The sequence below is a fragment of the Neomoorella sulfitireducens genome, assembly GCF_024733845.1.
In the GTDB taxonomy this organism is placed as follows: domain Bacteria; phylum Bacillota; class DSM-521; order Neomoorellales; family Neomoorellaceae; genus Neomoorella; species Neomoorella sulfitireducens.
Map to the genome: position 1 here is coordinate 70,258 of NZ_JANRHG010000004.1, position 21,857 is coordinate 92,114.

Annotated in this window: 21 protein-coding genes and 2 riboswitches; of the genes, 13 read left to right on the forward strand and 8 right to left on the reverse strand. The window is 52.9% G+C overall.

Annotated elements, in window-relative coordinates; all coding sequences use genetic code 11:
* The first annotated feature begins 12 nt into the window (after positions 1–12).
* Both pyk and NWF31_RS05715 read left to right on the forward strand, forming a co-directional pair.
* Positions 13–1,761 (forward strand): pyruvate kinase, encoded by a 1,749-nt coding sequence (gene pyk / locus NWF31_RS05710; protein WP_258359553.1) that lies wholly within the window; start codon positions 13–15, stop codon positions 1,759–1,761.
* 55 nt (positions 1,762–1,816) lie between these two features.
* Entirely contained in the window at positions 1,817–2,590 is a 774-nt protein-coding gene (locus NWF31_RS05715; protein WP_258359554.1) for a DUF169 domain-containing protein, read from the forward strand.
* A gap of 8 nt (positions 2,591–2,598) precedes the next feature.
* Here the strand turns inward: NWF31_RS05715 and minC are convergent, their stop codons facing one another.
* Positions 2,599–3,297 carry a septum site-determining protein MinC gene (gene minC / locus NWF31_RS05720; protein ID WP_258359555.1) on the reverse strand — a complete coding sequence of 233 codons (699 nt, stop codon included), beginning with the start codon at positions 3,295–3,297 and terminating at the stop codon, positions 2,599–2,601.
* Positions 3,298–3,731: 434 nt separating this feature from the next.
* Positions 3,732–4,526, reverse strand: coding sequence for a carbon-nitrogen hydrolase family protein (locus NWF31_RS05725; RefSeq protein ID WP_258359556.1), 795 nt, complete (start codon positions 4,524–4,526; stop codon positions 3,732–3,734).
* A gap of 670 nt (positions 4,527–5,196) precedes the next feature.
* A riboswitch (molybdenum cofactor riboswitch) is annotated at positions 5,197–5,331 on the forward strand.
* Between the two features lie 98 nt (positions 5,332–5,429).
* Here NWF31_RS05725 and NWF31_RS05730 point away from each other — a divergent pair.
* The 3 genes from NWF31_RS05730 to NWF31_RS05740 are packed head-to-tail and all read left to right on the forward strand — an operon-like array spanning position 5,430 to position 7,796.
* On the forward strand, positions 5,430–6,158 hold the full coding sequence (locus tag NWF31_RS05730) for a Rossmann-like domain-containing protein (RefSeq protein WP_258359557.1): 729 nt from the start codon (positions 5,430–5,432) through the stop codon (positions 6,156–6,158).
* 24 nt (positions 6,159–6,182) lie between these two features.
* Positions 6,183–6,977, forward strand: coding sequence for a molybdate ABC transporter substrate-binding protein (modA, locus tag NWF31_RS05735; RefSeq protein WP_258359558.1), 795 nt, complete (start codon positions 6,183–6,185; stop codon positions 6,975–6,977).
* A gap of 21 nt (positions 6,978–6,998) precedes the next feature.
* Positions 6,999–7,796 carry an ABC transporter permease gene (locus NWF31_RS05740; RefSeq protein WP_258359559.1) on the forward strand — a complete coding sequence of 266 codons (798 nt, stop codon included), beginning with the start codon at positions 6,999–7,001 and terminating at the stop codon, positions 7,794–7,796.
* A gap of 52 nt (positions 7,797–7,848) precedes the next feature.
* Here NWF31_RS05740 and NWF31_RS05745 read toward each other — a convergent pair whose 3' ends face one another.
* Both NWF31_RS05745 and NWF31_RS05750 read right to left on the reverse strand, forming a co-directional pair.
* Positions 7,849–8,235, reverse strand: a complete 387-nt coding sequence (locus tag NWF31_RS05745; protein WP_258359560.1) for a type II toxin-antitoxin system VapC family toxin — start codon at positions 8,233–8,235, stop codon at positions 7,849–7,851.
* Positions 8,232–8,486, reverse strand: a complete 255-nt coding sequence (locus NWF31_RS05750) for an AbrB/MazE/SpoVT family DNA-binding domain-containing protein (protein WP_258359672.1) — start codon at positions 8,484–8,486, stop codon at positions 8,232–8,234. The genes NWF31_RS05745 and NWF31_RS05750 overlap by 4 nt, the downstream gene beginning before the upstream one ends.
* Positions 8,487–8,803: 317 nt before the next feature.
* Between NWF31_RS05750 and NWF31_RS05755 the strand changes: the two genes are divergently transcribed.
* The 5 genes from NWF31_RS05755 to NWF31_RS05775 all read left to right on the forward strand — a co-directional run bounded on the left by NWF31_RS05755 (position 8,804) and on the right by NWF31_RS05775 (position 11,759).
* Entirely contained in the window at positions 8,804–9,523 is a 720-nt protein-coding gene (locus NWF31_RS05755) for a nucleotidyl transferase AbiEii/AbiGii toxin family protein (RefSeq protein ID WP_258359561.1), read from the forward strand.
* Positions 9,520–9,858 carry a DUF6922 domain-containing protein gene (locus NWF31_RS05760; protein WP_258359562.1) on the forward strand — a complete coding sequence of 113 codons (339 nt, stop codon included), beginning with the start codon at positions 9,520–9,522 and terminating at the stop codon, positions 9,856–9,858. Before NWF31_RS05755 ends, NWF31_RS05760 begins: the two co-directional genes overlap by 4 nt.
* A gap of 277 nt (positions 9,859–10,135) precedes the next feature.
* Positions 10,136–10,249, forward strand: a complete 114-nt coding sequence (locus tag NWF31_RS05765; protein WP_258359563.1) for a helix-turn-helix domain-containing protein — start codon at positions 10,136–10,138, stop codon at positions 10,247–10,249.
* Complete coding sequence (locus tag NWF31_RS05770) at positions 10,246–10,641, forward strand: metal-dependent transcriptional regulator (protein ID WP_258359564.1); 396 nt, start codon at positions 10,246–10,248, stop codon at positions 10,639–10,641. Before NWF31_RS05765 ends, NWF31_RS05770 begins: the two co-directional genes overlap by 4 nt.
* Positions 10,642–10,673: 32 nt before the next feature.
* Positions 10,674–11,759 carry a radical SAM/SPASM domain-containing protein gene (locus tag NWF31_RS05775; RefSeq protein WP_258359565.1) on the forward strand — a complete coding sequence of 362 codons (1,086 nt, stop codon included), beginning with the start codon at positions 10,674–10,676 and terminating at the stop codon, positions 11,757–11,759.
* A gap of 18 nt (positions 11,760–11,777) precedes the next feature.
* Here the strand turns inward: NWF31_RS05775 and NWF31_RS05780 are convergent, their stop codons facing one another.
* The 4 genes from NWF31_RS05780 to NWF31_RS05795 form a co-directional block, all read right to left on the reverse strand.
* Positions 11,778–13,013, reverse strand: a complete 1,236-nt coding sequence (locus NWF31_RS05780; protein ID WP_258359566.1) for an NAD(P)/FAD-dependent oxidoreductase — start codon at positions 13,011–13,013, stop codon at positions 11,778–11,780.
* Between the two features lie 21 nt (positions 13,014–13,034).
* A complete protein-coding gene (locus NWF31_RS05785; protein ID WP_258359673.1) occupies positions 13,035–16,265 on the reverse strand; it encodes an FAD-dependent oxidoreductase in 3,231 nt (1,076 codons plus the stop codon).
* 7 nt (positions 16,266–16,272) lie between these two features.
* On the reverse strand, positions 16,273–17,487 hold the full coding sequence (locus NWF31_RS05790) for a (Fe-S)-binding protein (RefSeq protein WP_258359567.1): 1,215 nt from the start codon (positions 17,485–17,487) through the stop codon (positions 16,273–16,275).
* A gap of 78 nt (positions 17,488–17,565) precedes the next feature.
* Positions 17,566–17,895, reverse strand: a complete 330-nt coding sequence (locus tag NWF31_RS05795; protein WP_258359568.1) for a MerR family transcriptional regulator — start codon at positions 17,893–17,895, stop codon at positions 17,566–17,568.
* 221 nt (positions 17,896–18,116) lie between these two features.
* On the opposite strand from NWF31_RS05795, the gene NWF31_RS05800 reads away from it, so the two are divergent.
* The 3 genes from NWF31_RS05800 to NWF31_RS05810 all read left to right on the forward strand — a co-directional run bounded on the left by NWF31_RS05800 (position 18,117) and on the right by NWF31_RS05810 (position 21,706).
* Positions 18,117–18,500, forward strand: a complete 384-nt coding sequence (locus NWF31_RS05800) for a MerR family transcriptional regulator (RefSeq protein ID WP_156275888.1) — start codon at positions 18,117–18,119, stop codon at positions 18,498–18,500.
* A gap of 101 nt (positions 18,501–18,601) precedes the next feature.
* A riboswitch (cobalamin riboswitch) is annotated at positions 18,602–18,767 on the forward strand.
* Between the two features lie 107 nt (positions 18,768–18,874).
* Entirely contained in the window at positions 18,875–20,959 is a 2,085-nt protein-coding gene (locus NWF31_RS05805; protein ID WP_258359569.1) for a ribonucleoside triphosphate reductase, read from the forward strand.
* A gap of 42 nt (positions 20,960–21,001) precedes the next feature.
* The gene (locus NWF31_RS05810) at positions 21,002–21,706 is read left to right on the forward strand and encodes an anaerobic ribonucleoside-triphosphate reductase activating protein (RefSeq protein WP_258359570.1); all 705 of its coding nucleotides are present in this window, start codon (positions 21,002–21,004) and stop codon (positions 21,704–21,706) included.
* Positions 21,707–21,857 lie beyond the last annotated feature (151 nt).

Here is a 21,857-nt window from a genome sequence, read left to right on the forward strand (position 1 = left end):
AAGGAGGCAACCATGCGCCACACCAAAATAGTATGTACCCTGGGCCCGGCGAGTTCCCGGGTTGATATTATCAAAGAAATGATCCGGGCGGGCATGAATGTGGCCCGGTTCAATTTTTCCCACGGCAGTCATGCCGAGCACGGCGCGCGTATGGCTGCCGTCCGCCGGGCGGCAGCGGAATTGGGTGTCCGGGTGGCCCTTCTCCTGGACAACAAAGGCCCGGAAATCCGCCTGGGGGAGATCCAGGGCGAAGTAGTCTTGAAGGACGGGGACGAAGTCATCCTGACTACAGAAGCAATCGTCGGTAATGCCCATCGCCTGCCGGTCAATTTTGCCGGCCTGCCCGGGGACGTACAGCCAGGCCAGATAATACTGTTGGATGATGGTTTAATTGAGCTGGAAGTGCTGGATACCACCACTACCGAAATTCGCTGCCAGGTTCGCCATGGTGATGTTATTTCCAGCCATAAGGGTGTTAACGTTCCCGGAGCCGAGATAACCCTGCCGGCCCTGACGGAACAGGACATTAAAGACCTGGAGTTCGGGCTGGAGCAAGGGATAGATTTTATCGCCCTTTCCTTTGTCCGTACGGCTACCGACGTCCTGGCGGCACGCAAAGAGCTGGAAAAGCGCGACGCCAGGGTGGCCCTTATCGCCAAGATTGAAAACCGGGCCGGCGTCAACAACCTGGAGGAAATACTCCAGGTGGCCGACGGGATCATGGTGGCCCGGGGGGATCTGGGAGTAGAAATCCCGGTCGAAGAAGTACCCCTGGTTCAGAAAAGGATTATTGAGGCCTGTAACCTCGCCGGCAAGCCGGTAATTACGGCCACCCAGATGCTGGAATCTATGATCCATAACCCGCGTCCCACCAGGGCCGAAGCAAGCGATGTGGCTAACGCCATTTTTGACGGCACGGATGCCATTATGCTGTCCGGGGAAACGGCCATGGGTCGCTATCCGGTCGAGGCAGTGGCCACCATGGCCCGCATTGCCCGACGGGCGGAAAAAGAATTACCTTACCATGACCTTTTGCTGAAAAAAGGGCTGGCAGCCGAACGGACGGCTACCGATGCCATCAGCCATGCCAGCTGTACCATCGCCTTAGAGCTGGGCGCGGCGGCCATCATCACCCCGACGGCTTCTGGCTCCACGGCCCGGCGAGTGGCCAAGTACCGTCCCCAGGCTCCCATCCTGGCTACCAGCCCGGATGAAAGGGTTTTAAACCAGCTCTGCCTCGTCTGGGGTGTCGAGCCTTTGCTCGTCGAGTCCACCGGTGGTACCGATGAAATGGTCAACGCGGCGGTGGCGGCAGCTATACTTTCAGGCCGGGTCAAACAGGGCGATCTGGTAGTCATTACCGCCGGTGTGCCCGCAGGGGTGCCCGGCACGACCAATTTGCTCAAAGTACACATTGTAGGCGAAGTGCTGGTAAGGGGGCAGGGGATAGGCAAGGAGGTAACAAGTGGTACGGCACGCGTGGTAAAGACGGCGGCCGAAGCGCTGGACAGGGTCCGGGAGGGTGATATCATAGTTACGGCCGAAACGAGCCCCGAATTCCTGCCGGCTATGGAAAGGGCGACAGCCATTATTACTGAAGCTGAGGGCCTGACCTCCCATGCAGCCGTAAACGGCTTCAGCCTGGGTATCCCGGTCGTGGTGGGGGCTAAAGAGGCAACCCGGAAGCTGGCCGACGGTATGACTGTAACTGTTGACGTTGTCCGCGGCCTGGTCTACAGGGGCCAGAGCCGGGTATTGTAACGTCCTGTTTGAAAAAAGGGAGTATACCGGCAAAATAAAAAGGGAGGAGAAAAGTATGGCCTTGGATAAAACGACAATGGTTAAAAGGCTGACAGAAGTCCTGCGCCTGGATACGGGTTTAGTGGGGGTAAAGCTTTATAAAGACCGGAAAGACCTGCCCCGGCGGCCGTACAACTGGAAGATTAACATCTGCCAGCTGGTGGCTGCGGCCCGCTACCAGGGCCGGGCCGGTTCCGGGACGCCGGACCTCATGATCTGCGCCATCGGCGCGGCCTGCACCGGCCTCATCAAGACTCCGGAGCGCTTTACCAGCGGCAAGGCTCCTCTAGGCCGCTATGTAGCCGATCTCGAAGCCGGCCGGCGTTTTATGGCCAATACTTATAAGCTGGGAGATGCAGGGAAAATTTACGATGGGATTCTTGTAGCCCCTGTAGAAGGTTTTACCAAAGAAGATCCCGATGTAGTGGTCATATATGCCAACCCGGCGCAAGCAATGCGCCTGATCCATTGCTGTCTCCATGAAACCGGGGAACCGATCAAGGCCGATACGGTGGCCGAAGCGGCCCTCTGTTCATCCATCGCCTTTGCCCTGAAAGAACAAAAGCCTATCATCGGTTTTCCTTGCAACGGCGACCGCACCTTCGGGGGGACCCAGAAGGATGAACTGGTCTTCGCGACACCTTATAATTTTCTGGAGATAATAGTTGAAAATATGGAGAGCCTGCTTATGGGGCACGGCCAGCTTTACCCCATCGCGCCCTTTAATAATTTCACACCTACTATGGTTCCATCTTATACCATGCAGCCGGAAGACCTGGAAAACAGGTAAGTTCAGGTTCAGGAGGTTTTACGGCTTAAATTTAAATACGGTTCAACGATAATTTTATTACCGGCAAGGCGGGCTATCTCGGGATAGGGCCGCCTTGTATTTTGCTCCGGAGAGCGGGCGATTACACCGGCGATACTGAGTTGTTCCGGGGTCATGCGATAGGCGACAATGACGGCTTTTCTATTGTCAGCGACGCCGGCATGGGCACTGCCGAGGAGCGTGCCCATAACCAGGATATTGCCGCTTGCTTTGATGGTCGCCCCTTGATGGACGTTGCCAACCAGCACAACATGGCCATTATAGATCAGTTCCCGGCCGTTACGAAGATTGACCTCTTCTAGCAAGGTAGGAAGTCCTGTTGTTTCAGCTAAGGCAGGAGCAGGCATAGCATCGTCAAAGTTGTTTTTTAATACCGCGGACGAAGTTGCATTCCCGTACTTTTTGGAGGAACGATATCGCGCCGGTAAAGTTATATTGTTTCCCGGGACAAGGCCGTATTCCCGGCAAATGGCTTCCAGTTCGGCAGTTTCGTGGCTGCTTAAAGGGGAGGTGGGGACCAGGGCAAAGGAGGCACCTTTAAAGAAGCCCCGGGCGGCGGCGAATTTAGCGGCTAGGTTGGCTCGCAGTTCATTAAAATCCCGGCTGGCATCCAGTAAAATCAGCAGGCCGCCGCGGGTTCCTTTAAAGGTTATACAATCCTGTGCCATACAATTGCTCCTTTCCAAGAAGGAAAGCCTTTTTATTTTATATATCGCATCTTCCTGGAAAGATTCGCCTTAAAGAGCCATTTTTCCTGCTACAGGGAAAAAATTGCCGGTATTTGTTGCCGATTTTAATTGGTACAGGAATAAATGTCGTACCCTTCATTACCATCAGAGAAGGGCCGCTGGTGCTTTTGGGTTGCGCCCACTCCGGGTTGATCCGCCAGGGATTTAAAAAGCTCCAATTTAAGCGGATGGTAGTGGCAATATAGGCGATCCTAATTGTGGCAACTACTGGAGCAATTATAGGCACTAAAACAAGGAGTGTTTCACGTCTCAGCGTAGGGCGTTACTCAAGCCTTCCCGGAATTGTCTCACGAACACCCCGCGGCAGAAGCTATTTACCAAGTGGCATGTAATCCTCAAATTCAAAGAGACGATTACACGGAGTAAAAGTCCAGAAGTTTCTTGGCATTATTTTTTATGTCTTCTATGTAAGGCCACCTTTGCCGCAGTTGTTCAATCAGGGACGGGCTAAAGGTGAAGGAATACACTCCCGGTTCCTGGCCACAGGTTAGGAGTGTCTGCCCGTCAGGATAGGCAAAAAAGCTCTGTCCTTCTACTTTTCTCCCGTCCCGGTAGTGTACATTGGTGTTGTTGGTCATAGCTAGAAACACCGTGTTCTCACTGGCCCTGGTAATACCTATGCTTTGCCACAAGCGCGCCCTATTGGCCGGGATACTGGCCGGGTTGAGAATTAAAGAGGCGCCGCGTAGGGCCAAGCTGCGGACCAACTCAGGGTAAAAAAGATCTACACATATTATGACCCCAAGCCGGAGGCCTAGATGGTCGAAGACTGGCAGGTTGCTGCCGGAAGCGATATGAAGTCTTTCGCCAACGGCGTGAGAAGGGAAGATTTTTTCGAAGATCAAAGGTTTATTTAGATAGTTGCTCCAGGCGATACCCAGGGAGTATACCATTTGCCCCACCTGAACGTATTGCGCTCCGGCTACTAGCAGGGCGTCCGGACACTGAAGCACTGCATGTAAAGCGAGTACATTATCGTAGTACTCCTCCCATGTTAGAATCCGGGTTCCCAGCCAGGCTTCGGGCAATAAAATGATATGGGTATCAACCGGGACCATAGACAAATACCTTTTCATGCTCTCCAGATTTTTGGCGAGGTATGTTCTTTCCGGTGAAAATTGAATAATACTGAGCTTGTAAAGTTCCATCTCTTCGACATCTCCTTAGACAAAGGTAATATTATTATCCTTTAACTAGCAAGTACCACTGGCATCCAAGTTTTAAACCCCTGATATAAGTTACTTTCTTAAAAAAGAAGCCGAAAATTTTTTTGCAGAAAAAAGAAAGAAGACACCCTTTCCGAATCTAATTGGATACTGTCAAGAGAATCCAAAAAAAAGAATGTCTTCAAGATGATGGTACAACAAGAAGGCAGTCACCATCAAGCGCCTCCTTTATTGAGAAGTGAAAGAAGATGTTAAACATCCTTATCAACGGCCTCACCAGCCTGCTGACTGATATTTCCACGGAAATGGTTTATCCTCCTCCTGCCGGCTTCCATACTGGCCGGCTTTTTGTGGGATACTTTCGGTCCCCAGGCACCTTTCTATTTCGGCGGCGTGGCAGGCATGCTGGCTTTCCTGGGCAGGTGGTGGATCCTGCGACCGGGCATAACGGACCCGGATAACTAGAATAAAAATATGGCGTCTAAAAAACAGGCGAAACTACTAAACTATCTAGTAGCAAAAATGTCCGTGAAGACTTGCCGCCCGGCCCAGCAGAAAACGTGAGTTTTGTTGTACGGAGAAGAAATTTCCGGAAACTATCAGCAGGAATTAGCCCATAAAAAGCGAATACAATATAAAAGAACATATGTAGATAACTTTTTTCCTCCGAGCTTTCCGGCCTAAAGGAGAAACCTATGGCAGGTTGGCCTGGACCGCTGGTCCACGGGGTGTACCGGGAAACTGGTATGCCTTCCTGGTTTCGAAAAGGAGGGGGTTGGCCATTAGAGAGAGCTATAGCCTTTTCAGAGTTAAACCCCGCTCCGTGGTAGAGACGGGGTTTTTAATTTGGTGTACATTATATTAAACAGGAAAGGAGAAGGCTTAGTGCAGTTTTTAGAAGGCATAAGGGAAAAATTTCGCCGGTTGGTAGAAAGCAGGCACCTTAGCGGCGAGGAAGAGATCAAGGTGGTAAGCGCCCGGCCCCTGACTCCCGAGGAAGCCATCGGCCGGCCGGAACGCCGGGACTTTCCCCTTTTGAAGGGCAAGGAAACTATGATCCAGGCTACTTTTTTGGATGCCTGCGGGCAGGCGTATACCGATATGCCTGGGAATTACCGGGGCACCCTGAAGGAAGTTTTGACCCTGCCGTTACGTAATAATTACGAACGGGCTATATTTATCGCCACCTTGAATGCCGTTATGCGACAGCTGAAACTGGTAGACAGGACCATCCACTGCCGCGATCAGGAACCAGGCCGGTGCGCCACCTGCCTGGTAGAATACGTCCGGGAGCGTTTCGGAAACCCCCGGATTGCCTTTATCGGCCTGCAGCCGGCCATGGTGGCGGCCCTGGCTGCCCATTTTCCAATCCGGGTGACCGATCTTGATCCCGACAATGTCGGCCGGCGTAAAGACGGTGTTTTGATAGAAGACGCCAGCCGCACACCGGAAATCATTGAATGGAGCGATTTGGTCTTAGCCACCGGGACTACAGCCGTCAATGACACCTTATCTGGGGTAGTGGGCCGGAAACCTGTTGTCTTTTATGGGGTTACCATCAGCGGTATTGCTCGCCTAGCAGGTTACGAGCAGTATTGTTCTTTCGGGCATTAAATTTCAACGTTGAGGAGGACGACAATGGTGTTTGTAAAACCCGTACGCTTATTATTAGGCTTGCTGTTATCGGGGTTACTGGTGCTGGCGGGCTGTGGGAAAAGCCAGGACCCGGCGGGTAAAACGGCCGGGCATTCCCTTTTAATCTATAGCGGCGCCGGCCTCAAAAATCCGGTCGAGGAGATTGGTGCCGCTTTTCAAGCCCAAACCGGCATAAAAATTAATTATACCTTTAGCGGTGCCGCCCAGCTCAACAACCAGATTATATTAACCAAGCAGGGGGACGTTTACCTGCCGGGGGATATAGCGGAATTAAAACCTGTGAAAGAGAAAGACCTGGTAGCCTGGGTAAAGAATGTCGTTTATCACATCCCCGTCCTGGCTGTTCCACAAGGGAATCCAGCCGGCATCCGCCAATTAACGGACCTGGGTCGGCCGGGGGTAAGGGTTGCCCTCGGTGATCCACAGGCTGTTCCCATCGGCAAGCTAGCCGACCAGCTTTTGCAGGAGAAGGGCTTGTTAGAGGCAGTCAATAAAAATGTGGTAGTAAGGACGCCGACGGCAAACGAGTTGGTGGTGTATCTAAGCACCGGCCAGGCCGATGCCGCCATCATCTGGGAAGAAAATTACCAAGGTGTAAAAGATAAGCTCGAGATGGTAACAATACCCGAACTGATGGATTATGTTAAAACCGTGCCGGTGGCAGTCCTCGAATGTTCCGAAGAAAAAGAACTAGCCCAACGACTTGCTGATTTTTTTACTTCGGCGGACGCCCACCAGATCTGGCAAAAATGGGGTTATAAACAGGTCAACCGGTAAGGTTGTATGGGAGGGACCACTTTGGGAATAAAATTTTTTAAAATAACAAATATGTTAATAACCTTTCTGGTCCTGGTTTTTATTATAGCTGCCGTTGGGACCGTACTTGTCAAGGGGATCCCATATATTCCTGCTTCTTTAAAATCGCCGGAGCTGATTTTTGCAGTCAGGCTCAGCTTGATAACCTCCATAATTTCCACGGCCGCCTGCCTGCTGGTAGCCGTGCCGGTAGCCAACACCCTGGCCCGCTACAACCTGCTAGGTCAAAGCTGGATGGTAAATATCATCCGTATTCCCTTAACCCTACCGCCCATTGTCTCCGGCGTTTGCCTGCTCTTACTCTTTGGCACCACTACTATTGGTGAAACCCTGGCCAGGTTGGGCTTGCGCTTTGTTTTTACCGTACCGGGAATCATCCTGGCCCAGTTTTTTGTTAATCTACCTTCTTTAATAACCGTACTCAAGGCGGCCATAGAAAACGTAGATGTCCGCCTGGAATATGTGGCCCGGACCCTGGGTTATACCCAGGCGGGGGCATTTTTTAAGGTAACTTTGCCGTTAATCCGTAATAATATCCTCGCCGGGCTAATTCTCACCTGGGGTAAGGCCCTGGGAGAGTTTGGGGCGGTGCTCATGCTGGCCGGCGCTACCAGGTTCAAAACGGAAACCCTGCCTATTTCCATCTATTTAAATATGGCTACCGGCGATATGGATGCTTTGATGGCTTCGACGGCCATTCTGATCCTGATCGCCGTGACTTCCCTGGCCGTTTTTGAGCGGGCAGGAGTAAAGCTATATGAGCGGATGACGGGCTTGTGAAGGAATGATTGCCCGCGCGCTCGCTGCGGCTATCCCGGGTTGTGCTAGGGTTTTAATAAGGACAGTCAACAACAATTCCAGGGATAAAATCAAAATGCTTTTTATTCCTTGTGGCGAGAACAGCGTCCAGATGTAATGCTGTTGCCGCTATAAGAGCGTCTATAGGATTTAATCCGGGATCTTTTCTGTATTTTCCCAGGAACTCCCCGGCTTTTCTGGCTATATCCATGTCAACTTCAACTATCCCATTTAAGCCATCGAACAGCCGGGCCATTTTCTCTTGCTGTTCAACTGTAATATGCTGCGCGGCATATAATTCCATAACGGTTATTGAACTGATCCATCGTTCCATGTCCTGGCATCTGAAAAGATAATCGGTAGCAGGCCTGAAACCGCGCAGGTGATCAACGCAAATATTCGTATCAAATATTACCCTCACAGGGTTTCCTCCAATCTTTTTTGGGCAGCTAAACGGAGTTCCTCGACATAATTTGCGTCTACATGTGGCCAGATTCCTGCTGTTTCTTCTAGTATCTGCTGCCAATTATCCTTTTTGGTTTTATTGAGCGGTTCAATTACAACTTTATTACCTACCAGGTTAATAATTAAAATATCACCTTTTTTTATACATGCTTTTTCCCTTAATTTAGCAGGCAACACAATCTGGCCTTTGCTGGATACTTTTATCATACCCTGCAATTTTACTACACCTCCACAAAAGTAAGTCATGTCTTACTATAATTATATCCCAAAGTTCTAGCTAGTCAATGTAACAAAGTAGAAGGCCGCTCTCCTACCACATTTCCGCCCTGGGAAAACAGGGAGCGCTGTCCGCCGGGTCAGACCCGCGGGTAAAGGCAAACGGCCACTCCGTTATGCTCGTCAAGATATTAGGGATTATTTCGAAAAAGTTTTATAGTTGCTTGACACTATTAGTAGAGTTTCACGGCTGGTAATTTATAGTTACTTATGCTATATTGATGTTAAAAGTTTTTAGGAGTATTACCATGACTGCAGCCTGGGAAAACATTTTGGGTGACAGGACAAAGGCGGTTTTACAAGTATTGGCTGCGAGTAAAATTGCCAGGCAGTTTTATCTGGCCGGGGGTACGGGCCTGGCTTTGCAAATATGGCACCGTCGTTCCTTCGACCTGGATTTTTTCCAGTCACGAAAAGAAGAAAAACTTAAATTCAACCAGTTATACCGGGAATTAAAGAACACTTTTATGACCGCGGACTTGCAACTCGTATCCAGACAAGTCGATCAGGCTATGTGGGAAATAAAAGGGGTTAAGGCAACGTTCTTGACGTACCCTTTTCCTTTGTTATATAAACTTGTCGATGGAGAAATTATCAGCCCGACCTTGAAGGGAATAAACCTGGCCTCCCCAGCAGAAATCGCTTTGATGAAAGCTTATGCCCTTGGACGACGAGCTACCTTTCGGGATTATGTTGATCTATATTTTTTGTTAACCCAGAGGGTAATAACCCTGGAAGGTCTCATTGACGGGGCCAGTAAAAAATTCGTGTTAAACGGTGAACCCCTTTTTGACAGCCGCCTGTTTTTAGAGCAACTGGTGTATACGCAGGATTTGGAGGATAAAGGTGCTGTCTTGAATATGGTGCTAGAACCCCGGCCTGAAATCGAAACAATAACAGCTTATTTTAAGGAACAGGTCCGCTCTTTTCTCAAGCGTCAAATAGGGAATGGGGAACAAGTCCAATGAAACTACCAGATGACTTGGCTTCTCTTTTCTGCAACTATGATACCAATACCATTAACCTGGAAAACCAGGCCCCTTTAATCATAAAGACTGTCCTCGCTCGGGGTACCTGGGAGCAGATATTATGGCTCTTTAAATATTATGGATATCATAAAGTGCAGGAGGTTTTCCGGGAGGATTACTATGGCCTGCGGAGCTTGCCGGAACCCACCTTGCGGCTCTGGGAGCTTCTTTTTATTAATGAGCCCCTTCTCTGGGAAGAAATAACAAAGACCAGATGGCGCTGCCGCCGCCTGGCTGGCAAGAATGCGGATACTAATATTAAAAAAGCCCTTTAACCTTGAACAAAGGTTAAAGGGCCGAGAAAAAATGCAGCAGGCTGCTTGCACGGGTTCACATGAGGCATAGGAGGCGGTTTGCTAGCAGATGGGGGTTAAGTTATACTTAATCGTGAAAATAAGCACAAAAGCGGAGTTGATGTGAAGGAAAAGCGGGGAAGATATGGGGGATTGGGGGTTAATGAATTTTAATATCATTAAATCCAAAGTTAAGCATCACTAACTACTTTCCTGAAGAAGGCGGTAATTTGACGAGCGACTCACTGTTTCTCCTGCCATGCAGGATTACCTGGAAGCCATCCTGGAGCTGGCCGAAAAAGAAGGCGTTGTCCGGGTTACCGATATTGCGGCTAAGATGGAATTGCTAAGGCGAGTGTCACCCAGGCTATGAGTACCCTGGCCAATCTCAAGCTGGTCAAGCAAGAAAGATACGGGCCTATCGAACTTACCCCGGCAGGCAGGCAGGAGGCAGCCAAAATTCAACGCCGCCACCGGCTATTGTACCGTTTCCTGGTGGAAATCCTGGGCGTCGATGCCAGGACGGCCCAAAAGGATGCCTGTTTGATTGAACATGTAGTAAGCCCGTTAACTTTAGCCAGGCTGGCGGAGTACCTTGAAAAAGAAAGCGGTATCAGGCATGAAGAGGTCGGGGGGGATAAACGAAGGAAAGGAGGCCGTTGCAATGGAGGCGATGGAAGCCATCGACACCCGTGCTTTAAGCGAGCTGGAGAAAGGCGCCCGCGGCAGGCCTTGTGGACAATACCTTTACCACCAGGGGCTTGATAGCCGAACAAAAGAAAGCAGTATGATAGCTTATGAAATGGCCAAACCTTAAAACTTTTTTCCAGGGACTTTTCCCAAGGCGGAAAATACCGGTCATTCAGCTGGAGGTCACCAGCCGTTGCCAGCTGAAATGTTCTTTTTGTCCCCACACCCTTTTGCCAGACGGCTGGTATGGCGCCGACTTCCCGTGGGAACTTTTCGCGCGCTATATTGCCCCTTATTTACGCCAGGTTAGTTTGATCTACTTCCAGGGCTGGGGCGAACCCCTGCTGCACCCACGGCTTTTTGACATGATGCAGGTAGCGAAAGAACAGGGCTGCCGGGTGGGCTTCACCAGCAACGGCATCCTCCTGGGGCCCCCTGTTCTGGAGCGGCTGGTGGAGATGCAGAGCGACCTCCTCGGGCTTTCTGTAGCCGGGGGCACCCCCTTTACCCACGCCGCGTTACGGTCCGGCTCCAACCTCAAACGATTGCTGAGTAACATTAGCCGCCTGGCGGATATCAAACAAAAGCGAGGCAGCCCTTTGCCCAAAATTATCTGTTCCTACCTTATGACCAGGAGGAATCTACATGAGCTACCGGCCTTTGTGGAATTAGCTGCAGGCGCCGGGGCCGATGAAGTGGTGGCCACCAACCTGGATTTTACCCTTTCCCCGGAGATGGAAGAGTTAAGAGTGTTTGCTTGTTCTGGGGATGTGGTTCCTGAAGACTATCTTCTTGCCGTCCAGGCTGCCGAAGAGCAGGCTGGGCGTCTGGGTCTTTCTTTAAGAGTTTATCCCCTGCAGTTTAATCCCAATGTCATGGTCTGCGATGCCCGGCCCTTAAAATATATTTTTGTCAATAGCCATGGCGAGGTAGCCCCTTGTGTTTACCTGGGGCTGCCCTATAAAGGCGTGGTACCCCGTTACTTCTGCCGGCAGGAAGCGCCTTTTACTCCTTTTAATTATGGCAAAATTACTGAAGGCCTGACCAGGGTGATTAAAAATAAAACCTCCCGGGAATTTAAACAGCCCTTCCGTCACCGCCTGTATCTGACTAACCCTTTTCTTCTGGATAACCTGGAAGTACCGGCGCCTCCCCCGCCGTGTACCAACTGCTATAAGCTTTATGGGTTGTAGATTTTTACCCGGGGCTTATCAGGCCAGGGCCAGCTCGTCGAAACGCGCCTGTTGTTGAATGGCATCTGCCAGGCGGTCCATTATCTCCCGTACCAGGCCAAAGGGCTTACCGTGTACTTGAGCACCGATAGTCGCTCCGGTTTCACGGGCATAAGCCACTTTTACCGTGACATTTCCGGCTATCACGCCGGGGGTAATATCGACAGTTAGCATTTTTCTATCTGCTTCCAGGTTCATATTTTGAAAGAGACCGATGGCACCAAAGGCATGATCGCCGATGGCGACGGCGAATTTATCTAAAACTGTTTCCCTGGTGCGCTTAAGGGCGAAGAGATTGGCGGCGGCCACGCGGGCCTCGCGGCCGCCTTCTATAGCCCGCCTGGCTATAGCGCCCACCGACCCGGAAAGGTTACCCTTTGCGGCACAATCGCCTACGGCAAAGATATCTACGTCACTAGTACGCATATATTCGTCAACGACAATGCCAGCGTGATCGTGGGTTGCCAGGCCTGCCTCCCGGGCCAGTTCGATATTGGGTACGATACCTGTGGCGAGGAACACCGTATCGGCTGGTAAAACCCGGCCGTTGGTGAGTTTTACCTGTTCCACCCGTTTATGGCCCTGCAATTCTTCTGCTCCGGTTGCGGTTATAATGTTGATACCTCGCTGCCGGAGGTTTTCCTCCACCAGGGTGCAAAACTCATCGTCAAAAGCCCAGGCCAGGCAGTGGGGGAGAAGTTCTACCATGGTGACGTTTAGCTGCCGGTTGGTGGTGCATGCCTCGGCAAACTCTATGCCGGCGGGTCCGGCACCCACAATGACCAGGGACCTGGCAGAAGCCAGAGAAGCGCGAATGTTTTCCAGGTAGGGGAACTCTTTTTTTAAGGCAAACACGCCTTGCAGGTCGGCGCCTTTAAAAAAAGGCGTTGCCGGGAGGGAACCGGTAGCTAGAATTAATTTATCATAAATAATATCCTCAGCAAAGGCGGTGGTGACGCATTTGCCCTGGCGGTCAATGGCTGTCACCTCATCGATTACCAGTTCAATTCTTTCATCATAAAGACGGTCGTCCCGCAAGACATTGTTATAGAGCGTACCTTTAGCGCAATTGAAAGCAAGGCACCACGGAATTAAAGCCCGGACTTCTTTACGCACCAGGGTGATCTTTTTGCCGCCATAGTACCGCCTGGCAGCCAGCGCTGCCGTATACCCGCAAATACCCCCGCCCACAACCAGCACATCCGTCTGTTTCATGGCTGCACCCCTTTCTGGTTTTTAACCAAGGCAACTGGCCAGGCGACCGTTATCCGGCATTGGTGGAGGGAGACGCAGAACCTTTACCGTTTCTTCGTCAATCCCGATTTCACCCAGTATCTTCTTGACACGGCGCCAGGCCTGCTCCTGGCAAAGCATAGGGTCGGGTCCAGAGCGCCGGCTGCCGAAGGCCCTGGCCGGCCGGAAGTGGCACTGGCCTTCAACGCAGCCCGCCAGCCAAATCTCCTGCGCGCCGGCTTCAACGGCCTTAAGCACCTCCAGGGTGCCGACCCGGCTTAAACACGGTACCTGCAATATAAAAACGTCATTCTGGCAGTCCAGGCCAGCAGCATTTTCAAAGCTGGCATAAGCGCAGTAGCTGCAGGTGAAGATAACGGTAGGCAACACCTTCCCCTGCTCTTTTGGCAGGGCCTTGAGTTCAGCTTCCATTTCAGTATGACTGTAACCTGTAAGGGTAATGGCTTGAGCCGGGCATGCCGCCACGCAGGCGCCGCATCCCTGGCAGAGCAGGGGATCGATATAGGAACGGTGTTCCTTAATTACAGGGGCACCATGGGGACAAACACGCACGCAGGTAAGACAGGCCGCGCAGGCGCCTTCTACCAGGGCTACCCGCCCGGGAAGGGTTTGGCGCTCTTGCACCAGGAGGGCGGCCGCCTTCGCGGCCGTGGCCTGCGCTGATGCTATGGCTTCCTCGAAATTCTTAGGCCCTTCTGCCAGCCCGCAGGTGAAGATGCCTGGCACCGGCGTCTCAACAGTTTTTAATTTGGGATGGCTGGTAGCAAAGAAACCATTCTCGTCTAGGGGGATGTGGCATAAAGACGCCAGGCACCAATTCTCCGCCCGTGGCTCCATCCCGGTCGCCAGCACCAGGAGATCGGCATCAATGACAATTTCTTCGCCCAGGATGGGATCGTAAACCCGGACTTGTACTTTGCCCTCTGGTCCTGCTTTCTTTGCGGGCACCGTTACTTCCGGCGGCGCTTCCAGGTTATAACGCAGGAACAGGATGCCCTGGGAGCGGGCGGTCTCGTACCACTGCTCCTGCAGGCCGTAGGTCATAATATCCCGGTTGAGCACGTATACATCAACTTCTGGGTTGATTTTCTTGAGTTCCAGGGCATTTTTTAAAGTTTCGCTGCAGCAGATCCGGCTGCAGTAAGGATGAGAGTCATCGCGGGAATCTACGCATTGAATAAAGACAACCTTTTGCAGGCTCTCCAGCCGCCGGCTCCGGGTCTTAAGCAGGTCTTCTAACTCCAGGCCGGTAATTGCTGCCGGGTGCTGGCCGTACAGGTGCTGCCGCGGCTTCTTTTCTGCGGCACCGGTGGCAATAATAATTACGCCGTGCCGGATGTTTTCCTTTCGCCCGCCTGTGCCTTCTATCTCTGTAGTAAAACTTCCCAGCCGGCCAGTTATGGTCCTGGCTTGAGCGTTCAGGTGGATATGGATGCGGGGGTGTTTGCTGAGACGCTGGCTTAGCCTGGCCAGATATGCCTCAACGTCGGCGCCCTGTAAGGTGTACTGCAGGCGAAGGGCATTACCACCCAGTCGTCCCTCCTTTTCTACCAGGTGGACTTCCAAATCTAGATCGGCCAGGGTAAGGGCGGCAACCATGCCGGCCACCCCACCCCCGATTACCAGGGCGGCGGGTGTTATTGACCATTCCTCCACCATGCCGGCAGGAGCAGTCAATGCCCTGGCCGCTGCCATCCGCACCAGGTCCCCGGCTTTTCTGGTAGCGCGATCTTTCCGGCCGCTGTAAATCCGGACCGCATGATCCAGGACATTAACCACCTTTGCTACATTGCCCGGCAGGCCGGCCTGCCGCAGATAAGTTTTTACCAGGGGTTCCAGAGCACGCGCACTGCAGGCAGCTACTACAATCCGGTTTAAGCTATGTTCCTTTATGGCCTGACGTAATTGTTCGCCCGCCCCCCCGGCGCAAAGGGATAATCTTTCCACCCAGGCAACCCCGGGCAAAGAGCGGCTATATTTTTCCAGCTCCTTTAAATCCAGGCCGGCAGACAGCTGGTCACACCCGCAGACAAAGACGCCGGTCCGCGGTGGGATATTATTGCCGCCAGGAAGTGAAACCAATTGTATTTTAGGGGGCAGGGAACTCCAAGAGGGTAAACCTGCTTCTTTTAGCCAGGAAGCGCAGGCAGCGGCAGCGGCCGAGCCCTGGGTGACGGCATCGATTACGTCGCAGGGGCCGCTAAAGGAGCCGGCGACAAATACTCCTTCCCGTGTGGTGGCCAAGGGAGAAAGGGCAGGGGACTGGCAGAAACCATAGGTATCGACCTTAATGCCCAGCCTGGCAGCCAGTTCCCGGGCGCCATCCGGCGGTCGCAAGCCGGTAGCCAGTACTGCCAGGTCAAATTCTTCGACGTTGATCTGGCCGTTTTCCCGGGCATAGCGAATGACCAGCAGGGGATCTCCTGGAGATTGGATAATGCTGTGAATGCGGGAACGAACAAGCCTTAACCCGTATTCCCGCCGGGCCTTCTCCAGATATTCCTGGTAAGTTTTGCTGTAGGTACGCAGGTCCATGTAAAACAGGGTTATTTGCGGTAAAGGGAGTTTCAAAGCAGCAGCGGTCTCATAAAGCATCAGGGCCTCCTTCAGGGCATACATACAGCAGACGGCCGAGCAGTAAGCCACTCCGTTGGCGGGATCGCGGGAGCCGGCACACTGGATGAAAGCCACCCGTTGCACCGGCTCTTTGCCCGGGGGACGGTGCGGGTACCCACTGTTAGCCAGCTGTTGCTCCAGCTCCAGGCCCGTCAAGACACCGCTATAACGGCCATAACCGTAACGGGCGTTTAAACTGGGAGGTAAATATTCCTCATAACCGGGACAAAGGATGATGGCAGCCACATTGATGGTTTCTTCCCGGCCCTGCCGGTTAAGATGGAGATAAAAATGGCCTGCTTTCCCGGTTAAGTTTTTAACTTCAGCACCGGTCAAGAGTACGATTTTATCTTCCCCGGCCAGCCTGATAAAGTGCGGGGAGCGTATACAGAAGAAACCATTCCAGGGCGTCAAAGCGCAGGCGCTGCAGTCGTTGGTGGGAAAGGTCTTGGGTAAAATAGCCAGCTTGCCGCCCGGCCGGGCAGCGCGTTCTACCAGGATTACCTGGTAGCCGAGGCAGGCCAGGTCTAGAGCCGCCTGGACCCCGGCGATGCCTGCTCCCAGTACGGCTACCGGCAACGAACCATTTTTAACCATCAATACCTCACTCCTTGCCATTAATTACGAGAGCGTCGGCTACCAGCTCAACTATGTTTTTCGCCTTAACATCGAGGTGATAATGACGGCACAAATCGTTCAATTGGTCAACGCAGTTATGGCAGGGAGTGGCGATAATCTTTGCTCCCGTGCGCTGGATCTGTTTTATTTTCACCCTTCCTTTAGCCATCCGTTCCTGGCCAAACTCGCTCAAAGAGAGCAGGCCGCCACCGCCGCCGCAGCAGTAGTTATTCTCGCGGTTCGGCGTCATCTCGCGAAAATCGGTGACTGCCGCCTGCAGCACCTGCCGCGGTTCTTCAAAAATGCCCTCCTTGCGGCCTAGATTGCAGGGATCGTGATAGGTTACCGGTTCGCTGTTGCGGGAGGGGTCAAGGCGGATACGGCCGTCTTGCAGGTATTCGGCCATGAGCTGGACGATACTGCGCACGCTGAAGGAGAGTTTGTGCCCCAGCCACTGCTCCGGCCCCCAGCGAATGGCGCGGAAGGCATGGCCGCACTCGGTCATGATCAGCTCCTGGCAGCCGAGACGTTCTACCTCATCGGCCAGGCGCTGCACCAGGATAGCGCCGGCTTTGTCGTCCCCGGAGAAAAGGGCGTAGTTGGTCGCGTCCCAGTAGCGGCTGGAAAGGGTCCAGCTTTCGCCGGCGGCATGGAACACTTTGGCCGCCGCTAGAATGGAGAGGGGGAAGAACTTCGCTTCCCGCGGGTTGATAACGTACAATATCCTGGCGTCCTTCTTATCAACGGGTATTTCCGCCTTACTGCCGAACTCCGCCTGGAGCTCTTCTTGCATCCAATCCAGGGTGTCGAGGTAATCCTCCTGGCTGATCCCCATATTATTGCCAGACTCTAGAGCCAGGTCTACCACTTTCTGCAGGTTTACGGGGACGCGGCCTGCTGCCGCCAGTTCCGACCGCATGGCCCGGACCAGGTCGCCCATATTCACGCCCACCGGGCAGTAGACTGTACAGCGGCCGCACATGGTGCAGAGCCAGATCATATCTGACGCCAGGAGCCGGTTTTCCATCCCCAGCAGGAGCAGGCGCACCATTTTACGGGGGTCTACGGGGGTGCCGATGTCACCGGTAGGGCAGCCGCCGGTGCACATGCCGCAGGCCAGGCAGGCCTGCAGGCTGGCCCCGCCCATGGCCCGGGAGATTTTTGCAGGGCCAGGCACTTCTGCAGCCAGCAAAATGGACATAAACAACACTCCTGGATAAAATTTAATGAATGGTGCTAGAAGTTAAAAAACGGATATTTCCTTGCCTTGTAACCCTGACTATACTTTCCGGTGGAACTGGTAGCCACAATACCAGTTTTTCTTTTGCCAGCAAGGACGCGCCCCTTCATGTGGCTCTTTTAGAGGGGTGCTTATACATTTGCCGTCCTGCCAGCAAGGGTAAAAGGCGAGGCAATTGGGGAGGTTTGCGAGCCGGCAGTGCTTGCCCTCAAGAAGGCGTTTAATAAACATTAAACGCTGTAAATCTAGTTCCGAATAGCAACGCCGGCCGTTTTTCCTCGTGGGAACAACCAGTCCCTTTCGTTCCCAGCGACGCAGGCGTTGGGGGGAAATATCTAAGACCTGGATAACCATACCGATGGGATACACCGGCCTTCTTCGCCCCGCTTACTATTGAACTTACTTATATCATATTTGTTGAACAAACTCATGTCAATAAACATATAAAAAATCTTACAACAAAGTTATTTAGATATAGCAAAATTATGTTTTCAATAGGAGAAAAACGATACTTGATCTGGGATGATAAGTTAACGTAAAATAAAGCTGCCAATAATTTATAACCTGATTGTTAAGCGAGGCGGCTTTTAATGCCTGAACAAATGTTATATACCATCAGCGTGGTCGCTGATTTACTGGGCATACAGCCGGGCACCCTGCGGGTCTGGGAAAGGCATAAACTCATCCAGCCCGCACGCAAGAACGGGCGGCGCCTTTACTCAAATAATGACTTGAAACGGCTGCGCTTCATTCAAAAGCTCATCGATAAAGGCTTTAATTTAAACTCCATCAAACACTACCTGGCCTTTTATCCCTGCTGGTTATACGAGGACTGCCCGGCCTGCTCCCGGAAGACTGAACGCATAGGGTGCGCCAAGCCATGCTGGAAGGAGGAAGGGACTTACTGCCAGATCTCCTTTGACGATCCCTCCCTTTGTAATACATGCCCCCATAGAAGCCGGGAAATAAAGTAATTCCAACAGGAAAAAATAGCCCCTGGTGAATAAAAACCGTTATTGACCAGTGGGGGATAATTATAAAGGCAGGAATTTGCCTCTTCTTTGTCGAACATTACCAGAAAACGATTCTCGCGGGTGCCAGGGAAGCCGGTGCAAGTCCGGCGCGGTGCCGCCACTGTGAGGGGGAGTACCTGCTAGAGGAGCCACTGGGGTCTAAACCCGGGAAGGCAGCAGGGAGCGTTGAACCCGAGCCAGGAGACCTGCCCGTGGGATTTCACCGTTAAACCACGGCCATGGTGAAGGTGAGGTAAAGGGAGAATTTACCCCAGCTACGCAGGCGTGGTTGGGGTTTTTAATTCAGGCAGGCGAAAGGAGATTAAAATTTTATCATGATACCCAGGAAGATCATCAAGCGCGACGGCCGGGTAGTAGACTTTGACGAGGAAAGGATTATCAATGCTATTTACAAAGCGGCCCTGGCTGTCGGGGGCCAGGACCGCAGCCTGGCCAGCCGGCTGGCCAACCAGGTGACGGCCCTTCTAGCGGAAAAATTTGTCGACAGGCTGCCTACCGTCGAAGACGTGCAGGACCTGGTGGAAAAAGTATTGATTGAGAATGGCCATGCCCGGACGGCCAAGGCCTATATCCTTTACCGGCAACAACATGCGGAATGGCGGGATTTCCGCCACCTCCTGGTCAACGTGCAGGAAATGGTCCAGGGCTACCTTGACGGCCAGGACTGGCGGATTAATGAGAACAGCAACATGAATTATTCCCTCCAGGGCCTCAACAACCATATTATTGCTGCCGTCAGTTCCAGGTACTGGCTGGAAAAGGTCTACCCGCTGGCCATCCGCGAGGCCCATGAAAGGGGCGATATCCATATCCACGACCTGGGGTTGCTGGCGCCCTATTGCTGTGGCTGGGACCTGGCCGATCTGCTGGAAAGCGGCTTTGCCGGCGTGGGGCAAAAGGTGGAAAGCGCGCCGCCCCGGCATTTTCGTACGGCCCTGGGGCAGATAGCCAATTTCTTTTATACCCTGCAGGGAGAAGCCGCCGGCGCCCAGGCCTTTTCCAATTTTGATACTTATCTAGCTCCCTTTATCCGTTACGACGGCCTGGACTATCGAGAAGTAAAGCAGGCCCTGCAGGAGTTTATCTTTAACCTCAATGTGCCCACCAGGGTGGGCTTCCAGACGCCCTTTGTCAACCTGACCATGGATGTGGTTGTACCCCAGGTTTTAGCTAGCGAGCCGGTGATCATCGGCGGTGAGCGGCGCGGGGAATGCTACGGCGACTTCCAGCAGGAGATGGACTGGCTGAATATGGCCTTCTGCGAAGTGATGATGGAGGGAGATGCCCGGGGGCGCATTTTTACCTTCCCCATACCCACGTACAACATCACGCCTGATTTTCCCTGGGAAAACCCGGTGGCAGAAAGGATCATGGCCATGACGGCCAAATACGGCATCCCCTACTTCGCCAACTTTATTAACTCCGATTTAAAGCCCGAGGACGTCCGCAGCATGTGCTGCCGCCTGCGCCTGGATAACCGGGAACTGAAGAAACGCGGCGGCGGCCTTTTCGGCGCCAATCCCTTAACGGGGTCTATAGGCGTGGTGACCATAAATTTGCCGCGCCTGGGTTACCTTTCCGCAACTAAAGAAGAATTCTTCAGCGGCTTAAAGGGCAGGATGGACCTGGCCAAAGAGAGCCTGCGCCTAAAACGCAACATCCTGGAGAAGCTGACGGAGCAGGGGCTTTATCCCTATTCCCGGTTCTATTTACGCGGGGTAAAGGAGCGTTTCGGCAAGTACTGGGAGAACCATTTTAATACCATTGGTATCGTGGGCATGCATGAGGCCCTCTTGAACTTCCTGGGGAAAGGTATCGACACCCGCGAGGGAAGGGGCCTGGCTTTAGAAATACTGGACTTCATGCGCTCTGTCCTGGCTACCTACCAGGTAGAGACCGGCCAGCTTTTCAACCTGGAAGCCACGCCGGCGGAAGGTACTTCTTACCGCCTGGCCCGGCTGGACAGGCGCTTTTATCCTGATATTATCACTTCCGGGAGCGACGAGCCGTACTATACCAATTCCACCCACTTGCCGGTCGGCTACACCGACGACGTTTTTACCGCCCTGGAGCACCAGGACGAGCTGCAGTTGAAATACACCGGCGGCACGGTCTTCCACGCCTACCTGGGGGAAAGGGTGACTGATACAGCAACCTGCCGGCGTTTCCTGCAGACGGTGATGCATAATTTCCGCCTGCCGTATTTCACCATTACGCCTACCTTCAGCATCTGCCCCGAGCACGGCTATCTATCCGGCGAGCAGTGGACGTGCCCGGAATGCGGCCGTGAGACGGAGGTCTGGAGCCGGATCGTCGGCTATTACCGGCCGGTAAAGAACTGGAACAAGGGGAAGCAGGAGGAGTTCCGGGAGCGGCGAGGCTTCCGTCCTGTAGCCTGACGGGACGGGCAAACAGGCAGGGAGGAAAATCTTTTTTAGGAAGTGATCCCCATTACCATTAGAGGTATCCGGTTAATTAGCCTGGTGGATTTCCCCGGAGAGGTCTGCACCACCGTCTTTTACGGCGGCTGCAATTTTCGCTGTCCCTGGTGTCACAATGCCGATCTGGTGTTACGGCCTGACACCCTGCCGGCACTCGAACCCGGCGAGGTTTTAGAGTTGTTGCTCCGGCGCAGCTCCTGGGTGCAGGCCGTTTGTATAACCGGCGGGGAGCCGACCCTGGCACCGGGACTGGAGGCATTCATCCGCTCCTTGAAATCTCACGGCTTCAAGGTCAAGCTGGATACCAACGGCACGCGTCCGGGGATTCTGGCCGGGTTGCTGGCCGCCGGCCTTTTGGACTACGTGGCCATGGACGTAAAAGGACCGCCGGAAAAGTACGGCCTTTTAACCGGTACCAGGGTCGAGCCGGAACCCATCAAGGAAAGCATCGCCCTCATTAAAAACAGCCGGGTCTCTTACGAATTTCGCACTACGGCGGTTCCCAGCCTTTTGCTGGCGGAGGATTTCCCGGCCATAGGGCAAATGCTTTGCGGAGCCAGGCGTTACGTACTCCAGCAGTACCGTCCCGCCGGGACATTGGTGGATGGCAGTTTCCAGAAAGCAATTCCTTATCCTGAGGCGACATTGTATAAAATCGCCCGAGAATTGCAGCCTTTTTTAACTGAAATCGATGTCAGGGTTTGAGGATAGATTGGTGGTGCCGTAAGGTTCAGGGAACCTTTGGAGCTTGTTCAAAAGGTCCCTGGACCACTTTTATTATAGCCTTTCTGGCTGATCCGGACGCTGTCCACCCGGCTTATATCAGCCGTTACCTGTTCGGAGACGCCTTCTCCCA